Consider the following 19,264-nt stretch of genomic DNA (forward strand, 5'->3'; position numbering starts at 1 on the left):
ATAATGAATGTGTAAAAGGGAGGCTTTTTTGAAAAAATGAAAAATGTCGCAATCGGAAATACAACTTTACAAGCTTCTGCAGTTGCCTTAGGCATCATGCGGATGGTGAGCTTAAACGTTGATGATGCTGCTAAAGTCCTGGATACGGTGACTGATAAAGGCGTTAACTTTATTGATTCCGCTAATATTTATGGTGGTGGCAAGTCGGAAACAATCTTCGGCCAGGCTTTAAAGAAGTCGGGTGTGAAGCGTGAAGACCTCATCATTCAATCAAAGGGTGGCATCGTGTTGGATCCTAAACGCAGCCACGGTGACCTGGTCTTTGGCAAGCGCTACGATTTCTCTAAGAAAAATTTACTAGAAACCGTGGATGGTATTTTGCAGCGGATGGGGATCGACTACCTGGACTTCTTCTTGCTGCACCGGCCAGATGCGTTGATGGAGCCAGATCAAGTTGCTGCAGCCTTTGATGAACTGCAGGCTGCCGGCAAGGTCCGCCACTTTGGCTTATCAAACTGCAACCCAATGCAAGTTGAGCTGTTGCAATCAGCAGTCAGTCAAAAGCTGATGGTCAACCAGCTGCAATTCGGTGTCATGCACACCGGTCCAATCGACTTTGGCCTGCACATGAACATGAGCGACGACCGCAGTGTTAACCATGACGGTGAGATCATCGAATACTCACGGCTGCACAACATGACGATTCAAGCTTGGTCACCATATCAATACGGGACTTTTGAAGGCCCGTTCATTGATAATCCGAAGTTCCCAGAATTGAATGCTAAATTGCAGGAACTAGCGGATGCCAAGGGGGTTACCAAGAACGCCATTGCAACTGCTTGGATATTACGTCACCCAGCTAACATGCAAGTGATCTTAGGCTCAATGAATCAGGACCACTTGAAAGAAAGCATTGCTGGCGCTGATGTTCAACTGACGAAGCAGGAATGGTACGACATTTACTTTGCTGCTGGCAATACGTTGCCGTAAAATTAGTGATTTAATCGAGTTACTTAAAACGCGCATCAGCCAATCTTTCCTATTAGGAGAGGTTGGCTGATGCGCGTTTAGTTTAGGTTAAACTGAGTTTAAGCGGGGTGAGCCTTTTTGACCCGTAAACTTTCATCGATGACGATGGGCTGTCCCGGCAGTTCACAATCACCCGAAACGGCGGCTTCAGTACCAGCGTCACAAGCAGCGGTGAAGAAACGCACCTTGTAATCGAGCTTTGCCAAATGTCGTTTGGCTTGTGCAATCTGGTCGCGAACGGCTTGCTGCTGTTGCTTGAAAATATTGAGGCGGGTCTCGAGCGTTGCGTCACCCTGCATCGCTAGTTCGACGAAGTGGCGAATCTCCGAAAGCTGCATCCCCGTATCTTTCAGGCAGGTGATCAGGTCAAGAAAATCGAGGTTATCATCAGTGAACTCCCGTCTCCCAGAAGGGGCCCGTTTTACGAAGGGCATCAGGCCTTCGCGGTCATAGTAACGTAGGGTATAGGTGCTTAAGCCAGTCTTTTCAGCAACCTGGCCAATTGAGTATGTCATGGTGATATGCTCCTTTTTTAGTTTTTAAATTTAGTATAATAGTTAGAGTATACTCTAACTCAAGCTGATTTTCGATAGCGGTTAATTCCAGCTTAAAAACGGCTGTTACAAGGAATATTTTTGGAATATTTGAACGGCAATCGTTGCGTCTTTTGGGATAATTTAAGTTGGTTAACCTATTTTATAAACACATTTTACATTTTGTACCAATAATTGCGTAGGACAACATTTTAAGTAAAATTAAACCAAATGTTTCTCAAAAAATGGTACAATTACGTCAATGAATGGGATAGTAATGCGCTTAGTAAACATTAGGGTACTTCCAAAAACCGAACATTCATTAACAGGTGATATTATTTTTCCAAAAAGTAACTATCATCAAAAAATTATAGTTATTAGTTTTTTAATACTGAAAGCTAGTGGTAGTTCGTTGAATATGCAATATATTAATTAGAAAATATACTAATAATAGATTAATCAACGAATGTAAACTATTTAAAAGGATGGCATACAAATATGAGCAAAAGAATCGACTTAACCAACCAGCGCTTTGGCCGGCTGGTGGTCCTTAAATATTATGGCAATAACGCAGCGAATTCCAATGCAATGTGGTTATGCCAGTGTGATTGCGGCAATAAAACGGTGGTTGATGGTGTCCGTTTACGGTCACACATCACCAAAAGCTGTGGCTGTCTAAGACGAGATCTTTCAAGCAAGCGGGTCTATAAAAACCCTAAGTTTGTGGATTACATGGGTCGCTCTGACCAACTACGGGATGAAAATGGTGTTTCACTGAGTTCAATCTCAGAATCTGCCCGTAATAAAAGCGGGGTCATTGGGGTTTCCTTTGACCGGCAGACGGGTAAGTGGTTTGCCCGCTTAATGATCGACCACAAATACGTTTTACTGAAGAGCTTTAAAACGATCACTGAAGCGATTGAAGCGCGGCGAGAAGCTGAAGAAATGTATCTGGGAATCACACGTAAGCGCGTTGAAGAACCGGAAAACGTTTAACGTATAAAAGAGTAAAATCGGTGATTTGAGTGTGTGACGAAACGCGGTAGATTCCAGAATTTAACCTAAATAAGGCCTATTTCGATGAACTTTATCGGAATAGGCCTTATTTAGGTTAAATGGCCGGAAGCTGAGTTTTGGCGCACTATTAGGCCATATCGAAGGAGTGTACATATTAGGATACTTATCAACATCGACCTATGACACAGGTTATTTTTAATTGTACTGAGTGTTATTTATTGAAAATAGGTAATCTATGTAATTTAATTAACTTTAATAATTGTAAATTGATGTTATTTATTTAAAGTGTTGTACATCATACTATTGGTGATATATAAGTGATTAAACAATATGATTTAGCTTTCATTAATTTTAAGATTATTGAATGAATTAATGAAAATGCTGATTTTGTGAATAAAAGTACTATCTTTTTGAGCAAAAAGCAGGTATACTCTTAATTAACATCAACTGATGTAATTCTACGGAGGTGCTTAATTATGACAGATCGTTTAAAGGGTAAAGTTGCAATTGTTACTGGTGGTACGCTGGGTATTGGCTTAGGGATCGCTAAGCGGTTTGTGGATGAGGGCGCAAAAGTCGTCATTACGGGTCGGCATGCGGATGTTGGTGAAAAGGCAGCCAAGAGCATCGGTGGCCCAGATGTGATTCGTTTCATCAAACACGATGCTGCTGATGAAGCTGGCTGGACGGACTTATTTGATGAAACTGAAAAGGCGTTTGGCCCGGTTTCAACGTTGGTTAACAATGCCGGAATTGCAGTTAGCAAGAGCATTGAGAACACAACCACTGAAGAATGGCATAAACTCTTATCCGTTAACTTAGATGGTGTCTTCTTTGGCACCCGGCTTGCCATTCAGCGGATGAAGAACAAGAACCTGGGCGCTTCAATCATTAACATGTCCTCAATTGAAGGCTTTATTGGCGATCCTGATCTAGGGGCTTATAACGCTTCTAAAGGGGCCGTTCGGATCATGTCTAAATCAGCAGCTTTAGACTGTGCCTTAAAGGACTATGGTGTGCGGGTTAACACGGTTCACCCAGGATACATTAAGACGCCGTTAGTTGATGATCTAGAGGGTGCCGAAGAAGCTATGTCGCAACGCACTAAGACACCAATGGGCCACATTGGTGAACCGGACGATATTGCCTACATGTGCGTTTATCTAGCTTCCAATGAATCGAAGTTCGCCACTGGTTCAGAATTTGTGGTTGATGGTGGTTACACCGCTCAATAAAATAAACTTAATGATGATTATTAAAACTTTCAGTAAGGCCAATTCGTTTTCGAACTGGTCTTTTTTCGTTCTTGCTAACTATAGAAACTCTGGCTTAGATATTTTAAATGATGTTTCTTGACTTACACCCCACTCTAACTTCTATAATTAAGGCAAGCTTAAGAATAAATCGTGTGATGAAGGGGAGCTTACTATGAATTATCGTACACTTGGAAAAACTGGGTTTAACATTAGTGACGTTTCTTTAGGGACTTGGCAGCTTGGCGGCAAATGGGGCGCACCATTTGATATTGACGATGCCAATGCAACCTTGGAAGAAGCCTATGAACAAGGTGTCAACTTCTTTGATACTGCCGATGGCTATCAGGGCGGCAACAGTGAAAAAGCGGTGGGGGCGTTTGTTAAGGCGCATCCAGACGTTCACTTTACAACTAAGATTGGCCGTAAAGAAGAACCGTTGAGCACGGAACACTTTAATCCGGAACATCTCACCCGCTACGTGGACGAGTCATTGTCTAACATGGGCTTAGAAGCTTTGGATCTCGTGTTGCTCCACTGTCCGCCAATGTCGATCTATTACACACCGGAAACCTTCTTCACGTTGGATAAGCTGAAGAAAGCTGGTAAGATTAAGAACTACGGTGTCAGTGTTGAACGGGTTGAAGAAGCTATCAAAGCGATGGATTATGACGTTTCAGCCGTTGAAATCATCTTCAACATGTTCCGTCTGCGCCCATCAAAGTTATTCTTTGACCTCGCCAAGAAGAACAACGTGGGCATTTTAGCCCGAGTTCCATTAGCTAGTGGTTTACTGACTGGTAAGTTCACTGCTGATACGAAGTTTGGCAAAGAAGATCAGCGGACCACTAACCGGAATGGCGAGCTCTTTGATAAGGGTGAAACTTTCTCTGGCGTGAACTATTTGACTGGGGTCAAGGCTGCCCAAGAATTGAAGCAGCGGCTTGGTACGGATAATTTAGCCGCCACTGCACTGCGTTATATCTTGATGTTTGACGCCGTTACTGCTGCTATTCCTGGTGCCAGTTCACCAGAACAGATCGAACGCAACACGGTTGCCTCAGATCTGCCAGCCCTAAAGCCTGAACAAATGCAGGTCGTTCAAGATGTTTATGATCAATACATTAAAAACCCGGTTGATTATCTCTGGTAATTAATGCTGTATTGGCAAATTAAAAGGAGTCTGACTGACTAGTCATTATTGATTGGTCATTCAGGCTTTTTGTTTTGGCTAAGTTAGCGATGTTTCAGCATCATCTGGTGTCTTAACGGCAGCTGTTAGTGAAATAGGTGCGGTTGAGATGCTCTAAGAAAGTGGTAAAGTAAGAGTGTAGGGCCGGGCTTTGCCTTACAAGAACGGTTAAGTTAGAGAAAATAGAAAGCGCTTTAAAAAGATTGATCAGCAATACATATCTTGAAAGGGGTAACAAATATTGGCAATTCACGTTGACGAAACGCACCAAACATTTCATTTACAAACGGACCACACGAGTTATATTTTTCAGGTTTTGGCACACGGTATTTTAGGACAGGTTTACTATGGTAAGAAAATTCACGTCGAGCCGCAATATAACCATCTATTAAAGCGGGAATTGAAGACGGCGACCCCAGCTTATTCGCTGGATGAACCCGATTTTCAAATAGGGGCGATCAGACAGGAATATTCCGATACTGGCACTGGTGATTATCGCCGGCCGGCTTATCAAGTGACCCAGTCAAATGGCAGTCGTATTACGGACTTTCAATATGATCATTATGAGGTCGTCTCCGGCAAAAAACGGCTAAAGGGGCTGCCTTCAACCTTTGATGATACTGAAGATGACGCTGAAACGCTGACCGTGCATTTAACGGATGACTTGATTCAGCTGGAACTAGAACTCAACTATACCGTCTTTCCGCACCAAGACGTGATTGTCCGCAGTGCCAACTTTAAGAATCACGGCACTGAATCGGTAACGTTAAACGCTGCTCACAGTGCGCAGTTAGATCTGCCAGATAAGCAGTATGATCTGGTGCAGTTCGCTGGGACCTGGGCCCGGGAACGCCATTTGGTCCGGACACCGCTGCGGGCTGGCCTTCAAGCCATTGATTCTGTGCGAACAACTTCCAGTCACCAGGAAAATCCGTTCATGATGCTGGCACGGCCCAACACGACCGATGATGCTGGTGAAGTCTTTGGGTTTAACCTGATTTATTCCGGCGACTTCTTAGACCAAGTTGAAGTTGATCAGTGGAATACCAGCCGGGTATTAGTCGGCATCAATCCAGACGAATTTGAGTGGCAACTGGAGCCAGCCAAAGAATTTCAAACGCCAGAAGCAGTGATGACCTATACGGCGGATGGGATGAATCAACTCAGTCAGCAATTAGCTGCCTTTTATGAGGAACACTTAGTTAACGCCAAGTACAAGCGCATGGAGCGCCCAATTCTAGTGAACAACTGGGAAGCCACTTACTTTGATTTTACCGATAAAAAACTGATGCCGATCGTTAAACAGGCCAAGAAGCTTGGTATCGAGATGTTTGTTTTGGATGACGGCTGGTTTGGTCACCGGAACGATGATAAGTCGTCACTAGGGGATTGGTTTGCCGACCTCAAAAAGCTGCCAAAGGGGATCAGTACCTTTGCTGATGAAGTTCACGATTTAGGCTTAAAGTTTGGTCTCTGGTTTGAACCAGAAATGATTTCCATCGATAGCAAGCTGTACCAAAAACACCCTGACTGGATGATTCACACGCCTAAACGTCGTGCCACTCCGGAACGTAACCAGTACGTCCTCGATTTTAGCCGGCCAGAAGTGGTGGATTACATCTATAAAATGATGAGCAAGGTGATCAAAGAAACCAAGCTGGATTATATTAAATGGGATATGAACCGTTATATCACAGAAATGTACAGCACAGCCTTACCAGCCGACCGCCAGTTAGAGATGCCGCACCGCTATATTCTCGGTGTTTATAACCTCTATGCCCGCTTAACTCAGGCGTATCCGGATGTTTTGTTTGAATCCTGTGCATCCGGCGGTGGCCGTTTTGATCTTGGGATGATGTATTATGCGCCTCAAGCCTGGGCTAGTGACGATACGGATGCTGCCGAACGAATGAAGGTTCAGTTCGGGACTAGTTACGGTTATCCGCAGTCCATGATGGGATCACACGTTTCCGCTGTGCCTAACGAACAGACTGGGCGGATTACGCCACTGGAAACTCGGGCTAACGTTGCCTTTTATGGCGCCTTTGGGTATGAATTAGATATTTCCAAGATGTCGGATGCAGAAAAACAGGCCGTTAAAAAGCAGGTCGCCTTTTACAAGCAGCACCGGGCTTTGTATCAGTTCGGTAAATTATACCGGCTGGACAGTCCATTTAACGGTGATGGCAACGTGATGAGCTGGGTCGTAGTTGATGACGATCAAGATCACGCCATTGCCACCCGGTATCAACTGCTGAACCATCCCAACGCACCGTACGAACGGCTCTATTTGCGGGGGTTAGATCCCGACAAACAGTACCGCGTGAATGACAGTGACGAAACCTATTACGGTGATGAATTGATGAATGCCGGTTTATTTATCGGCAGTGAATTTGACGAGGACGCGGACGTTAAAAAGTCCGTGGACTTCAGCTCACGCCGCTTTATGATCGATGTTGCTAAGTAACTTAAGTATAGAAAAGTCCGCTTGTCAGTCGCATTGACTGATAAGCGGACTTTTTCAGTTGTTTTAAACGATTAGGCCCAGTCGATTGAACCTTGTTTACCTAAAATGTCATCAATCGTCTTTAGTTCTTCATCAGAAAATTCAAGATGATCCAGTGCTTTGACGTTGTCGACTAACTGCTGTGGCCGGCTGGCACCGACTAAGACGCTGGCCAGTTCGGGTTTACGTAAGTTCCAGGCTAAGGCCATTTCAGCTAAGGTCTGGTGGCGTGATTCAGCGACTTCGTTTAAGGCTTTGACGGTCTTTAAGGTTTCTTCAACTTGCTTGGGTTCCAAGAAGGGACTGGTCGATTTAGCCGCCCGTGAATTCTTGGGGATCCCGTTCAGATACTTATCCGTCAACAGGCCCTGGCAAAGTGAACTAAAACCAGCCGCTGCTTTATGGTACTTTTTCAAAACGGGGAAGAGGTCTTTTTCCACACCGCGGTTGAACATGTTATAGCGTGGCTGATGAACCACGAACGGCGTATGCATATCCTCAAAGCATTTAATAATCGCTTCGGTTTGGGCACCGCTGTAGTTGGAAATACCAACGTACAGCGCTTTACCTTCACGCACCAGACTATCCAGTGCCTGAGCGGTTTCATACACGTTAGTTTCCGGGTCGGCACGGTGGCTGTAGAAAATGTCCACGTAGTCTAAGCCCATGCGTTTGAGACTTTGATCAGCACTGGCAATGATCGACTTGCGCGAGCCCCAGTTACCATAAGGGCCATCCCACATTTCGTAACCGGCCTTGCTGGCAATCACCATCTCATCACGATAGGGTTTCATATCAGTGGCCATGATCCGGCCGAAGTTTTCTTCGGCGCTGCCGGGTTCAGGACCGTAATTATTAGCTAAATCAAAATAGGTAATACCGAGATCAAAGGCTTGCTGCACGATCGCCCGTTGATTCTCATAAGCATCGACACTGCCAAAGTTGTGCCAGAGGCCTAAACCGATGGCGGACAGCTTTAAGCCACTGTCGCCAAGCCGGTTATAGACCATGTTGTCATAACGTTTGGGATTTGCTTCATACATGTACTGTACCTCCTAATTTAAATGAGTAACCGATTACATTATAACGCATTTTTAAATCAGCATTAACAGTTAGCTCAAAGCTGTGAAGCCCGTTAAATCAGTTCTTGACACGCTTATAGCGAACCCGTAAGATAAATTCATTAGTGAAAAAATAAGGGGATGATAAGAATGACTTCAGACTTAGATACTAGATCGGCGCTGCAAGAAACCTTACCAACCGTTTTTGGTTATATCGGGATTGCCTTAGCCTTTGGGATTACAGCCAAAGCTAATGGGCTTAGCGTTTTAGAAATCTTGTTAATGTCTTTAATTACATATGCAGGTTCAGCCGAATTTGTGATCGTCAGTTTGATTGCGCTGCACGCGGGGGTTGGTTCAATTGTGCTGTCCGTTTTCTTAGTGAACGCGCGGATGATTTTGATGAGTACGGTGGTGGCACCCTATTTGTCGCATGAAAGTATGGCCAAAAACATCTGGGCGGGCACCTTGCTGACGGATGAGACTTTTGCGCTGAGTATGAACAAACTCAATTATACCGGCCGAAAATTGAATTTCCGCTGGCTGGATACGGCCAATTTGTTTGCTTACTTGGTTTGGGCATTTGCCTCTGCAGTGGGTGGCATGCTGGGTAATCTCATTAATAATCCGGAAAAATACGGGTTCAGCTTTGCGCTAGTGGCCATGTTTATTGGTCTGTTATACTTGCAGATGATCTCAGACCGGACGATCAAGTTGCTGGTCCAAGTCCTTGTGATCTTATTTGTCGTCGTGCTCATGTATTTGGGCATGCGGTGGTTACCGCAAAATGGGCTGTTATTAGTCGTAACCTTACTGGGCTGCGCGTTTGGGGTGGTGTTAAAACATGGCATTAAGTAGTTATGTATTACTGGTGATTCTCGGTAGCGGACTAGTGACCTGGTTATCACGGGTCGTGCCGTTTATCCTGTTAAAGCAGTTTAAGCTGCCCAAAATTATCGTGAACTTTCTCGGCTTCGTCCCGATCTGTATTATGACGGCGCTGTGGATGGAGAGTTTATTTATTCAGCATCTCGGTCAGTTTCCCAGCCTCAATGTACCCAATGCGCTGGCCAGTATTCCAACCTTGATCAGCGCGATGATCAGCAAAAACTTATTGGTTATTGTCATCGTCGGCGTGATCTCGCTGGCTGTCGTTAATTTATTGATTTAGATTGTTTGCTTATACTTTAATTACTATTAAATTGACACATTTCTGTAATATTAGTATACTCATTTTGGAGTGTTCGGTTTGCATGACGAACCAATTTGAGAGGAGATTTTCCATTATGGAAGAGGAAACAATGGCAAGTCGGCGTCGTCAATTTAAAAGCGACGCACGGGGGTTCTTAGACAAAAACTTTAGTTTCTATTTGCTCTTATTTTTACCAATTTATATTCTTAGTTTTGCAGTGGGCTTTGGTAACCTAGCGTTCAATAACGGCAATAATTTTGGTGGCAGCGACTGGTTGAGTTTACTCAACATTGTGGTCGCATTATTGATGGCTGGCGTTTCGTTTGTGATGATCGATCTGCAGCGGGGTGTGGGTGACTTTTCTGCACCGGTCAGCAAGTCGTTTACGATCTTTAACCGTGGCGCCTATTTTTTGGGTTCACTAGCTCTGATCCTTCTAGTGGATATCTTTACCATTCTTTGGAGTCTGTTATTAGTTGTTCCAGGTATTATTAAGTCATTGGCATATTCGCAGGCGATTTATATCTATCGTGATTATTTGGATCAGGGTAAGAAAATCGGCTTTTTAGAAGCGATTACCCTGAGCCGTAAAATGATGGATGGTCACAAATGGGAATACTTCGTTATGGGGTTAAGCTTTATCGGCTGGGGCTTCGCATGTATCATCATTATTCCAATCATCTGGGTCTATCCCTATATGCGCCAGACTTACGCTAACTTTTATGTCAAATTGGCTGCTGAAGGTGCTCAAACTGATGATGAGAAAACTGAGGGTCCAACGGTAGTTAACCCAACTGATGATGATAGTAAGAATTCTAATTCAGCACCAACCGAAACTTTTTATCCAGATTCCAAGTCACATGAAGATAATGATTCTCGTGATGATCAATAAACTAAACGTTATCTAGGGTGCCAATTTGGCGCCTTTTTTGATGTAACGAAGTGCTAAACTATATTTATAAAATACATATTGAGGATGGTCCTATGTCAAATGTGAAAAAAATGCCGCAGTGGCAAAAAAATCTCTATGCGCTGTGGCTGGGTAACTTTATTACGGGTGCGGGCTCCAGTATGAGTCTGCCGTTTTTACCGCTGTTTATCAGTGAAATGGGTAACTTCCCCAAGTGGCAATTAACCTTGTATGCCGGCCTCGCGTTTTCCGGTACGTTTTTCAGTCAGGCAATCGTGTCCCCGTTTTGGGGCAAATTAGCCGATAAGACTGGCCGTAAACCGATGCTGATGCGGGCGGCTATTGGGATGACCGTGACGGCGACTTTAACCGGATTTTCGCCTAATGTGTGGACGTTAATTACGCTACGGGTCATTCAAGGCGGTTTTTCTGGCTACATCAATAACGCCTACGCGCTAATGGCTAGTGAAGTGCCAGCACATAAAAGTGGTCAGACCATGGGGACGCTAACGACTGGCAGTGTCGGCGGCATGCTGGTCGGCCCCATTATTGGTGGCTACATCGCGGGCCTCTTTGGCTACCGAATTCCATTCTTCATGTTTGGTGGCATGATGCTGATTGCGTCATTTATGACACTTTACTTTGTTAAAGAGGATTTTCACCCACTGGATAACCCGAAGTATGCTGAGCGCAGTGCCTTTACTGGTATCAAGCACGTGCGGGTGGTCTGGGCGATGATCCTATCATCCATGCTGATTCAAGCCGCCACGACTTCCATTAACCCGATTATCAGTTTGTTCGTCAAGGAATTGATGCATAGTCACGGCAACATTGCCATGGCCAGTGGGGTGATTGCTGCTCTACCAGGGATCGCCACGTTAATGGCTGCTCCCAGGTTGGGTGCGTTAGGCGACCACATTGGGCCACGAAAAGTGCTGGTTGCTGGGCTGATTTTCTGTGCGGCGATGTTTTTACCGATGTTTTTTGTCCACAGTGTGTGGAGTTTAGGGGTCTTCCGGTTCTTAGTTGGGATCTCAGACGCGGCGTTGCTGCCGATCACCCAAACGGTCATGACCTTGGCCACGCCTAAAGAGTCTATTAGCCGGATCTTTAGTTATAACCAATCTGCTCAGGCGATTGGGTCAGTGGTTGGCCCCATGCTGGCTGCTGGGGTTGCCGGTGTTTTAGATTACCGGTACGTCTTTTTAATGACAACTGGTCTAGTCCTTATCAACTTAGGAATTGTAGTCTGGGCCTACAGGGCGGATTATAAAACGGTTAGTAAAGCCCAGAAATAAGGGCTTTTTGCTTGAATAACGGTGCTGAAATGAGTACAATTCTTCTAGAATTGTTTGATTATGACAATCAATATTAAGAGAGAATTGGAGAATTGACTATGGGTAAAGCACAAGAGAGAACCCGGCGCCAAATTTTAAGTGCCTTTTTAGAGCTGCTGAGCGAAAAACCGTACGATATGATCAGTGTTTCAGAAATTTCAGCAGCGAGTTTTATCACCCGCAGCACGTTTTACCGCTACTTTGACGATAAGAAAAGTTTGTTAATGGCGGAAATTGAAGATACCGTTCAAAAGCAGGTGCCAGATCAGCCGTTACTCGTGCAGTTTGTTGAATACGTTGAAGCCTACTGGCCAGTTTTGCGCAACCTGACGCCGACCCGGCAGAGTCGCTCTGATCTGCATGAGATCTTAAATCAGATTCTCTGGGAACTGATTCATCGGCGCGTGGAGGCCGGTCCTCAAGATGATCCAGTAATTGCAACGGTTCAAAAATCACACAATAAAACCATCATGATCAGTGCTATTGAAGGGATGCTGATGGGCATCTTGGAACGGTACGTGGTTGAAGGCACAGCCAAAATTAACCATGCGCAGCTAGAAACGGCCATTCAGGAAATTGAAAGCCTTTTTCAGCAAAATTAGCCAGTCTGTTTTGATCACTAGAAACGCAATGACATATACTTTTATCTTAAACACTTAACCGTACAGTTTAACTGTACGGTTATTTTGTACCAATTATGAGGTACAAATTAAAAAATGCACAAAGTTTGCTTTATTTTAGCATATCCATATACACGCTGTTTGTGGCATGATATTATGGAAACGGTTACAAATTACTAATTACACTTTATATTTTGAATAAAGGAGAATCGATTATGAAATTAGCCAAGTACATCGACCACACCATTTTAAACGCGGACGCCACTGAGGCGGAAGTCGATAAAGTCATTGCAGAAGCCATTAAATATGATTTCGCTTCGGTCTGCATCAATCCATATTGGGTGAAGCATACGGCCGCTGAGTTGAAAAATTCCGACGTGAATACTTGTACGGTTATTGGGTTCCCTCTAGGGGCCACCTCCACTGAAAGTAAAGTCTTTGAAGCCCAGCAGGCAATCAAAGATGGTGCTGATGAGCTGGATATGGTGATCAATGTCGGTGAACTCAAGGCGAACCATGATGATGCTGTTCTAACAGATATTAAAGCGTTAGCGGATGCGGTTCATGCAGAACATAAACTACTTAAAGTGATTATTGAGACCGCATTGCTTACACACGACGAGAAAGTACGTGCTTGTCAATTAGCAGAAAAAGCGGGTGCCGACTTTGTGAAAACCTCAACTGGTTTCTCAACGGCTGGTGCCAAGGTAGAAGATATTAAATTAATGCGTGAAACGGTGGGTGACCGGTTAGGTATCAAAGCTTCCGGCGGGATCCACTCTAAAGCAGAAGCAGAAGCGATGATCGACGCGGGTGCCACTCGAATCGGTGCCAGTGCCAGTGTCAAGATCGTGACGGCAGATTAAGGAGGTACGGGTATGACTTTTAAACGAATATTTGGAATCGTCATTGACTCCGTGGGAATCGGTGAAGCCAGCGATGCGAATAAATTTGATGATGTGGGTGCGGATACGTTAGGCCACATCGGTGAGTTTTACAAGGGTCAGCTGAACCTGCCTAATCTAGCTAAAATGGGCTTATCAAACATTCGCCCGGATAATCCGATCGAGGGCGTTGCGGTAGCTGAAGAACCAATTGGCTACTTTGGCAAAATGCATGAAGTGTCAGTTGGTAAGGATAGTATGGACGGCCATTGGGAAATGATGGGTCTGCCAGTAACTGAACCACTGGGCTTCTTTCCGCAGGGCTTCCCCGCTGAACTGATCAAACAAATTGAGGACTTCAGTGGCCGGCACGTGATCGTCAACAAACCCTATTCAGGGACCGATGTGATTCACGATTACGGTGAACATCAGCTGGAAACGGGCGATCTGATCGTCTATACGTCTGGGGATTCAGTGCTGCAGATTGCGGCCCACACGGACGTGATTCCACTGAAGGAACTTTATAAGATCTGTGAGTATGCTCGTTCAATTACCATCGATAAACCTTATCGAATTGGCCGAATCATTGCGCGACCATACGTTGGCCCGGATAAGGATCACTTTACCCGGACGTCAGATCGGCATGACTTTACGTTAGCACCAACTGGCGAAACGGATCTTGACCGGCTAAAGAACGCCGGGTTAGACGTTTTAGCAGTGGGTAAGATCAACGATATTTTCTCCGGTCAAGGGATCACTAAGGGCGTGCATACTACGAGTAATGCTGATGGGATGGACCAGACCTTAGCGAACGCTGAAAAAGACTTTACCGGGTTTAGTTTTACCAACTTGGTTGATTTTGACGCCATGTACGGCCACCGGCGTAATCCTGAAGGTTATGGTCAGGCGTTAATGGCCTTTGATAAACAGCTGGGCGATTTATTAGCCACACTGCAGGATGGTGACCTTGTGATGATCACTGCCGATCACGGGAATGACCCAACCTATAAGGGCACTGACCATACCCGTGAATACGTGCCACTGCTGGCCTATTCACCAGGTCTTAAACAGAGCGGTTCACTGGGAATTCGCCGCACCTACGCTGATTTTGGCGCCACGGTTTTAGATAATTTCAACGTCAGCGGTAACCCAACGGGAACCTCATTCTTACAGACATTGAAATAGGACCTATAGTAATCAGAACAAAAATAGTCGCTTGAAGCGAATTAGGAAACGGCTCCGATGACTGCAAAGAGAATTATCACGCCAGTATCGTGCACTGAAAGCTAGAAAACAGAAAGAAGGCAGATCTGCTACTGATTTAAATCTAGCCAAAACTCAGCTGAAAGTGCAACGGCTCTATCAACGGTTAACTAACACTCAAATTGATTATCAAAATAAGCTGATTACCAGTGTGGTGAGAACCAAGCCACAGGGGTCGCTTTAGAAGATTTGAATGTTAGCGGGATGATGAAAAATCGGCATTTAGCTAAAGCTATCGCTCAACAAGGATGCTATAACTTCAGAGTGAAACTAATTGCCAAATGTCAGCAATTAGGAATTCCAGTACATCTCACCGGTCGCTTTGAACCGATTTTCAAGCTCTGTCATAACTGCGGAACTAAGAAAGTGAGTTTAAAGTTGAGTGAACGTACCTATCACTGCCCTAATTGCAACTATACCAATGACCGTGATTTAAATGCTGCCCTGAATATCAGGGATACTAAAAACTTTGCCTTAGCCTACTAAAATAGGCAGTAAAGTATGTACCGGTGGCTAGCCGGGAATTAACGCTTGTGGACTATCATATCAACTGCAGTAGCGAGTATTATGCGAGACGGGATAGGATGAAGCAAGAATAATCGTTAACTTTTTATAAGTTATCAGTAGCAGGGAATGCGTATGAGTACACATATTGGTGCTAAAATGGGCGACATTGCCGAGACGGTTTTACTGCCAGGCGATCCCTTACGCGCAAAATACGTCGCGGATAATTTTTTAGATGACGTGGTTCAGTATAATTCGGTTCGTAATGCCTTTGGCTATACCGGGACCTACAAGGGACATAAAGTTTCCGTTCAGGGGACTGGTATGGGGATCCCATCGATTTCAATCTACACGAACGAACTGATTAAATTTTTCGGGGTTAAGCATCTCATGCGGATCGGCAGTATTGGCGGGTTCGGTGAGGCCGTTAAGATTCGCGACATTCTGATTGCCGAATCAGCCAGCACCGATTCAGCAATTATCCAAAACACGTTTAAAGCTGGTGTGATCTACGCACCGACCGCTGACTTCGATATGCTGTTGAAAGCCTATGAATCAGCTAAAGAAGCGGGTGTATCCGTCAAAGTCGGCAATATCTTTAGTGCTGACCGGTTCTATAATGATGAAATCGATTATCAGCAGCTGATCGACTATGGCGTGTTGGGAACCGAAATGGAAACGGCGGCTTTGTATATGCTGGCAGCCAAGTATGGGGTTCAGGCACTGTCGATCAATACGGTGAGCGATAATCTAACGACCGGTGAAGCCTTATCAGCTGAGGATCGTCAAAGTTCATTTAGTGAAATGATGACGGTAGCGCTGGAAACGGCAATTAAACTCTAACTGCGATTAAACGATAACAATTTGGGGGCAGCAGTTAAAATAACGGGTATTTCCCTGCTATTCTAACTGCCCCCCCTTTTTATTTAAAACCGATGAAACCAACAACGTCAGGAGGTAATATGATGAGAATGGTAGATGTGATCGATCATAAACGTAATGGCGGCGAACTGACTAATGCAGAAATTAAATTCTTCGTGGATGGTGTGGTAGATGGCAGTATTCCGGATTACCAGACCAGCGCGCTGCTCATGGCCATCTATTTTAACGGGATGGCCGATGGTGAACAGGCGGAACTGGCGATGCAGATGTTAAGATCGGGGGATCAGCTGGATCTATCCGATATTCCAGGAATCAAAGTCGACAAACATTCTACTGGTGGGGTGGGCGATAAGACCAGCCTGCCACTGGCACCCATGATTGCAGCTTTAGGAATTCCGATTCCGATGATCTCCGGTCGCGGCCTCGGCCATACTGGCGGCACTTTGGATAAATTGGAAGCCATTCCGGGATTCAAAGTTGAATTATCTGAAGACCAGTTCAAACAGCAAGTAAAAGACATTCATCTGGCCATCGTGGGCGCTACGGGTAACATTGCGCCAGCTGATAAGAAGATTTACGCTTTAAGAGACGTGACCGATACGGTGGATTCAATTCCGCTGATTGCCGGCTCTATCATGAGTAAAAAGATTGCTTCCGGCACGGATGCGTTGGTGCTGGATGTAAAAACCGGTTCCGGGGCCTTCATGAAAACGGAAAATCAGGCCCGCGACCTCGCTAAAGCCTTAGTTTCCATCGGTCAAAATGCCGGGATGGATTGCATGGCGTTGATCTCTGACATGAATCAGCCACTGGGCCGGATGATTGGTAACGCGCTAGAGATTCAAGAAACCATCGATATCTTAAAGGGTAACGGACCAGCAGATATTACTGATTTGGTCTTAACACTGGGCAGTCAGATGGTGGTTTTGGCTAAGAAAGCGCAGACGTTAGCAGAAGCGCGTGAAATGCTTGAGACGGTTGTTGCCAACGGGAAGGCGCTGGAAAGCTTCCGCCAGATGGTGGTTGCTCAGGGTGGCGACGGCAAGGTGGTTGATGATCCCACGATTATGCCGCAAGCGAAGTACAAGGTTGATTTACCGGCGAAAACTAGCGGTGTCGTTGCTAAAATGACGGCCGATGAAATTGGCATTGCCAGCATGCTGCTGGGCGGTGGCCGACAGACTAAGGATGATCAGCTGGATTACGCGGTAGGCATCGAACTGCATAAGAAAGTCGGTGACCCCGTTCAAAAGGGTGAACCGTTACTGACGATCTATGCCAACCGTGAGGACATTGACAACGTGAAGACACTGCTATACGACAACATTGAGATTGCCGATTCGGCAGAACCGATCACGCTGATTCATGAGATTGTAAAATAGACTAATAGATACAAACAGGGACCTCAAACGGGTAGCACACCGTTTGAGGTCCCTGTTTTAATTCAATTTAAATTTAGTAAAATGACGGCTTATCACCATCGGTACCCGGTTGATCAACACCAACGGAGTGACCAATTTCTTTGGTTGGATCATTGATCAAAGAAACTACGAAATCGGCAATTGACTTGCGCGAAACTTCAGTTCCTTTGAAAGGTTCACCCTTTTGCGTCGTTTCGTAGCTGACAATGTCCTTGTTCGACAACCAGGCGGGCCGGACTAACGTGTAGTCTAAGCCAGAAGCTTCAATGACTTTAGCGGCTGCTGAATAGGTTTCCAGATAACCGCCGTCTAACATCTGATGGTTCCACTGACCGTATTTGCCGGGAACTTCGTCGTAGATCCCCAAAGTTGAGATCCAGATCAAGCGCTTGACGCCACTAGCCTTCATGGCAGCCACTACGGTTTTAGCCTGTTTTTCAATGTCATGGTTGCCCAGGTTAGCGTAAACGATATCTTGACCCTGCATGGCTTTTTCCAAGCTGGCTTGGTCAGTCGCGTCACCTTCAACGACGGTTTCACGAGCAGCATCCGACACGTCCAAACGGTTAGCGTGACGCAAGAACAGGGTCAGCTGGTGATCCGTTTTGGTCAAGAGCTGGTTCTCTGCTAATCTAGCAATCTTACCGTGTGCACCTAAAATTAATACCTTTGTCATCTTAAATCGCTCCTATCTGTATGACCTTGATTTCAAATTCAATTATAAGCGGTGATTAATAAAATTGAACGGACAAACAGGGGGCGATTGTCCGCGACTTGTTTTTAGGTGGCCGAGTAATGTAAAATGATGGTTATAATCAAGATAGTTAATGGCCTGACTTATTTTTGAAATTTAAACAAAAGAGGGTTTATCATGAGTGGCATTTTAACGGGTAAAAAGATTGTGATCATGGGTGTCGCTAATAAGCGTAGTCTAGCTTATGGCTGTTTTCAGGCCTTGGCAGAACAGGGCGCAGAGATTATTTTAACGTATCAAAATGCGCGGATGCTCAAAAGTTTGAACCGGTTTGTTGACGCGGATGTTACTAAAGTCGAATGTGACGTTGGTGATCCTGAAAACGTAAAAACGGCCTTTGAGACGATTCATGCGCAAGTTGGTTCCATTGATGGCATCGTTCACGCCATTGCGTACGCTGATCCGGAAGATCTGCAGGGTGAGACGACGGATGCTAGTTTAGCCAGCTTTAACAAGGCGCAAAGCATTAGCGTCTATTCGTTAATTGCGGTGGCGAAGTACGGCCGCCAGATCATGAACGATGGTGGTTCGATCGTGACACTGACTTATATGGGGTCAGAACGGGCAATCCCTAATTACAATGTGATGGGGATTGCTAAAGCGGGATTGGAGGCTTCAGTCCGCTATCTGGCCCGTGATCTCGCCAGCCAAGATATTCGGGTCAACGCCATTTCTGCTGGGGCCGTGAAGACCCTCGCGGTGACTGGCGTTAAGGATTACAGTAAACTGATCGACCTTTCCAACGAGCGGGCAGTTAACGGCGTTGGGGTCACGATTCAAGAGGTCGGTAATACCGCGGCCTTTTTGATGAGTGATCTGAGCACCGGCATCGTTGGGGATACGATCTATGTGGATAAGGGGACGCATTTGATTTAGTTATTACTATTTGTGCGTTGCTTTTCTGTA

General features: G+C 45.3%; 19 protein-coding genes. 16 read left to right on the forward strand and 3 right to left on the reverse strand.

Features of this window, described 5'->3' with window-relative positions; translation table 11 throughout:
• Positions 1-36: 36 nt before the first annotated feature.
• A complete protein-coding gene (locus CES79_RS03010; protein ID WP_054656225.1) occupies positions 37-990 on the forward strand; it encodes an aldo/keto reductase in 954 nt (317 codons plus the stop codon).
• Between the two features lie 98 nt (positions 991-1,088).
• Here the strand turns inward: CES79_RS03010 and CES79_RS03015 are convergent, their stop codons facing one another.
• The gene (locus CES79_RS03015) at positions 1,089-1,544 is read right to left on the reverse strand and encodes a MerR family transcriptional regulator (protein WP_089136265.1); all 456 of its coding nucleotides are present in this window, start codon (positions 1,542-1,544) and stop codon (positions 1,089-1,091) included.
• Between the two features lie 516 nt (positions 1,545-2,060).
• On the opposite strand from CES79_RS03015, the gene CES79_RS03020 reads away from it, so the two are divergent.
• From CES79_RS03020 to CES79_RS03035, 4 genes are all read left to right on the forward strand, one after another.
• A complete protein-coding gene (locus tag CES79_RS03020; protein WP_054656164.1) occupies positions 2,061-2,558 on the forward strand; it encodes an AP2 domain-containing protein in 498 nt (165 codons plus the stop codon).
• A gap of 497 nt (positions 2,559-3,055) precedes the next feature.
• A complete protein-coding gene (locus CES79_RS03025) occupies positions 3,056-3,814 on the forward strand; it encodes an NADP-dependent (R)-specific alcohol dehydrogenase (protein WP_054656166.1) in 759 nt (252 codons plus the stop codon).
• A 193-nt stretch (positions 3,815-4,007) separates the two neighbouring features.
• Positions 4,008-4,985 carry an aldo/keto reductase gene (locus CES79_RS03030; RefSeq protein ID WP_054656168.1) on the forward strand — a complete coding sequence of 326 codons (978 nt, stop codon included), beginning with the start codon at positions 4,008-4,010 and terminating at the stop codon, positions 4,983-4,985.
• Positions 4,986-5,265: 280 nt separating this feature from the next.
• The gene (locus CES79_RS03035; RefSeq protein WP_089136266.1) at positions 5,266-7,491 is read left to right on the forward strand and encodes an alpha-galactosidase; all 2,226 of its coding nucleotides are present in this window, start codon (positions 5,266-5,268) and stop codon (positions 7,489-7,491) included.
• A gap of 71 nt (positions 7,492-7,562) precedes the next feature.
• Here CES79_RS03035 and CES79_RS03040 read toward each other — a convergent pair whose 3' ends face one another.
• Positions 7,563-8,573, reverse strand: a complete 1,011-nt coding sequence (locus CES79_RS03040) for an aldo/keto reductase (protein WP_054656170.1) — start codon at positions 8,571-8,573, stop codon at positions 7,563-7,565.
• Positions 8,574-8,741: 168 nt separating this feature from the next.
• Between CES79_RS03040 and CES79_RS03045 the strand changes: the two genes are divergently transcribed.
• From CES79_RS03045 to CES79_RS03090, 10 genes are all read left to right on the forward strand, one after another.
• Positions 8,742-9,449: an AzlC family ABC transporter permease gene (locus CES79_RS03045; RefSeq protein WP_054656172.1), complete on the forward strand. Its 708-nt coding sequence runs from the start codon at positions 8,742-8,744 to the stop codon at positions 9,447-9,449.
• On the forward strand, positions 9,436-9,762 hold the full coding sequence (locus CES79_RS03050) for an AzlD domain-containing protein (RefSeq protein WP_054656227.1): 327 nt from the start codon (positions 9,436-9,438) through the stop codon (positions 9,760-9,762). The genes CES79_RS03045 and CES79_RS03050 overlap by 14 nt, the downstream gene beginning before the upstream one ends.
• Before the next feature lie 115 nt (positions 9,763-9,877).
• A complete protein-coding gene (locus tag CES79_RS03055; protein ID WP_225362288.1) occupies positions 9,878-10,675 on the forward strand; it encodes a DUF975 family protein in 798 nt (265 codons plus the stop codon).
• Positions 10,676-10,767: 92 nt separating this feature from the next.
• Positions 10,768-11,991 carry an MFS transporter gene (locus CES79_RS03060; RefSeq protein WP_225362289.1) on the forward strand — a complete coding sequence of 408 codons (1,224 nt, stop codon included), beginning with the start codon at positions 10,768-10,770 and terminating at the stop codon, positions 11,989-11,991.
• 98 nt (positions 11,992-12,089) lie between these two features.
• Entirely contained in the window at positions 12,090-12,632 is a 543-nt protein-coding gene (locus tag CES79_RS03065) for a TetR/AcrR family transcriptional regulator (RefSeq protein WP_089136267.1), read from the forward strand.
• A 233-nt stretch (positions 12,633-12,865) separates the two neighbouring features.
• Positions 12,866-13,516 (forward strand): deoxyribose-phosphate aldolase, encoded by a 651-nt coding sequence (gene deoC, locus CES79_RS03070; protein ID WP_054656176.1) that lies wholly within the window; start codon positions 12,866-12,868, stop codon positions 13,514-13,516.
• A gap of 12 nt (positions 13,517-13,528) precedes the next feature.
• Positions 13,529-14,719, forward strand: coding sequence for a phosphopentomutase (locus CES79_RS03075; protein WP_054656178.1), 1,191 nt, complete (start codon positions 13,529-13,531; stop codon positions 14,717-14,719).
• Between the two features lie 282 nt (positions 14,720-15,001).
• The gene (locus CES79_RS03080; RefSeq protein WP_089136268.1) at positions 15,002-15,283 is read left to right on the forward strand and encodes a zinc ribbon domain-containing protein; all 282 of its coding nucleotides are present in this window, start codon (positions 15,002-15,004) and stop codon (positions 15,281-15,283) included.
• A gap of 153 nt (positions 15,284-15,436) precedes the next feature.
• A complete protein-coding gene (gene deoD, locus CES79_RS03085; RefSeq protein WP_054656182.1) occupies positions 15,437-16,144 on the forward strand; it encodes a purine-nucleoside phosphorylase in 708 nt (235 codons plus the stop codon).
• Between the two features lie 122 nt (positions 16,145-16,266).
• Positions 16,267-17,565, forward strand: a complete 1,299-nt coding sequence (locus CES79_RS03090) for a pyrimidine-nucleoside phosphorylase (protein WP_054656184.1) — start codon at positions 16,267-16,269, stop codon at positions 17,563-17,565.
• 73 nt (positions 17,566-17,638) lie between these two features.
• Here CES79_RS03090 and CES79_RS03095 read toward each other — a convergent pair whose 3' ends face one another.
• Positions 17,639-18,280: an SDR family oxidoreductase gene (locus tag CES79_RS03095; RefSeq protein WP_054656186.1), complete on the reverse strand. Its 642-nt coding sequence runs from the start codon at positions 18,278-18,280 to the stop codon at positions 17,639-17,641.
• A 195-nt stretch (positions 18,281-18,475) separates the two neighbouring features.
• Between CES79_RS03095 and fabI the strand changes: the two genes are divergently transcribed.
• Positions 18,476-19,234, forward strand: coding sequence for an enoyl-ACP reductase FabI (fabI, locus tag CES79_RS03100; RefSeq protein WP_089136269.1), 759 nt, complete (start codon positions 18,476-18,478; stop codon positions 19,232-19,234).
• The last annotated feature ends 30 nt before the right edge of the window (positions 19,235-19,264 follow it).

The sequence above is a fragment of the Secundilactobacillus silagei JCM 19001 genome, assembly GCF_002217945.1.
GTDB classification, from domain to species: Bacteria; Bacillota; Bacilli; order Lactobacillales; family Lactobacillaceae; genus Secundilactobacillus; species Secundilactobacillus silagei.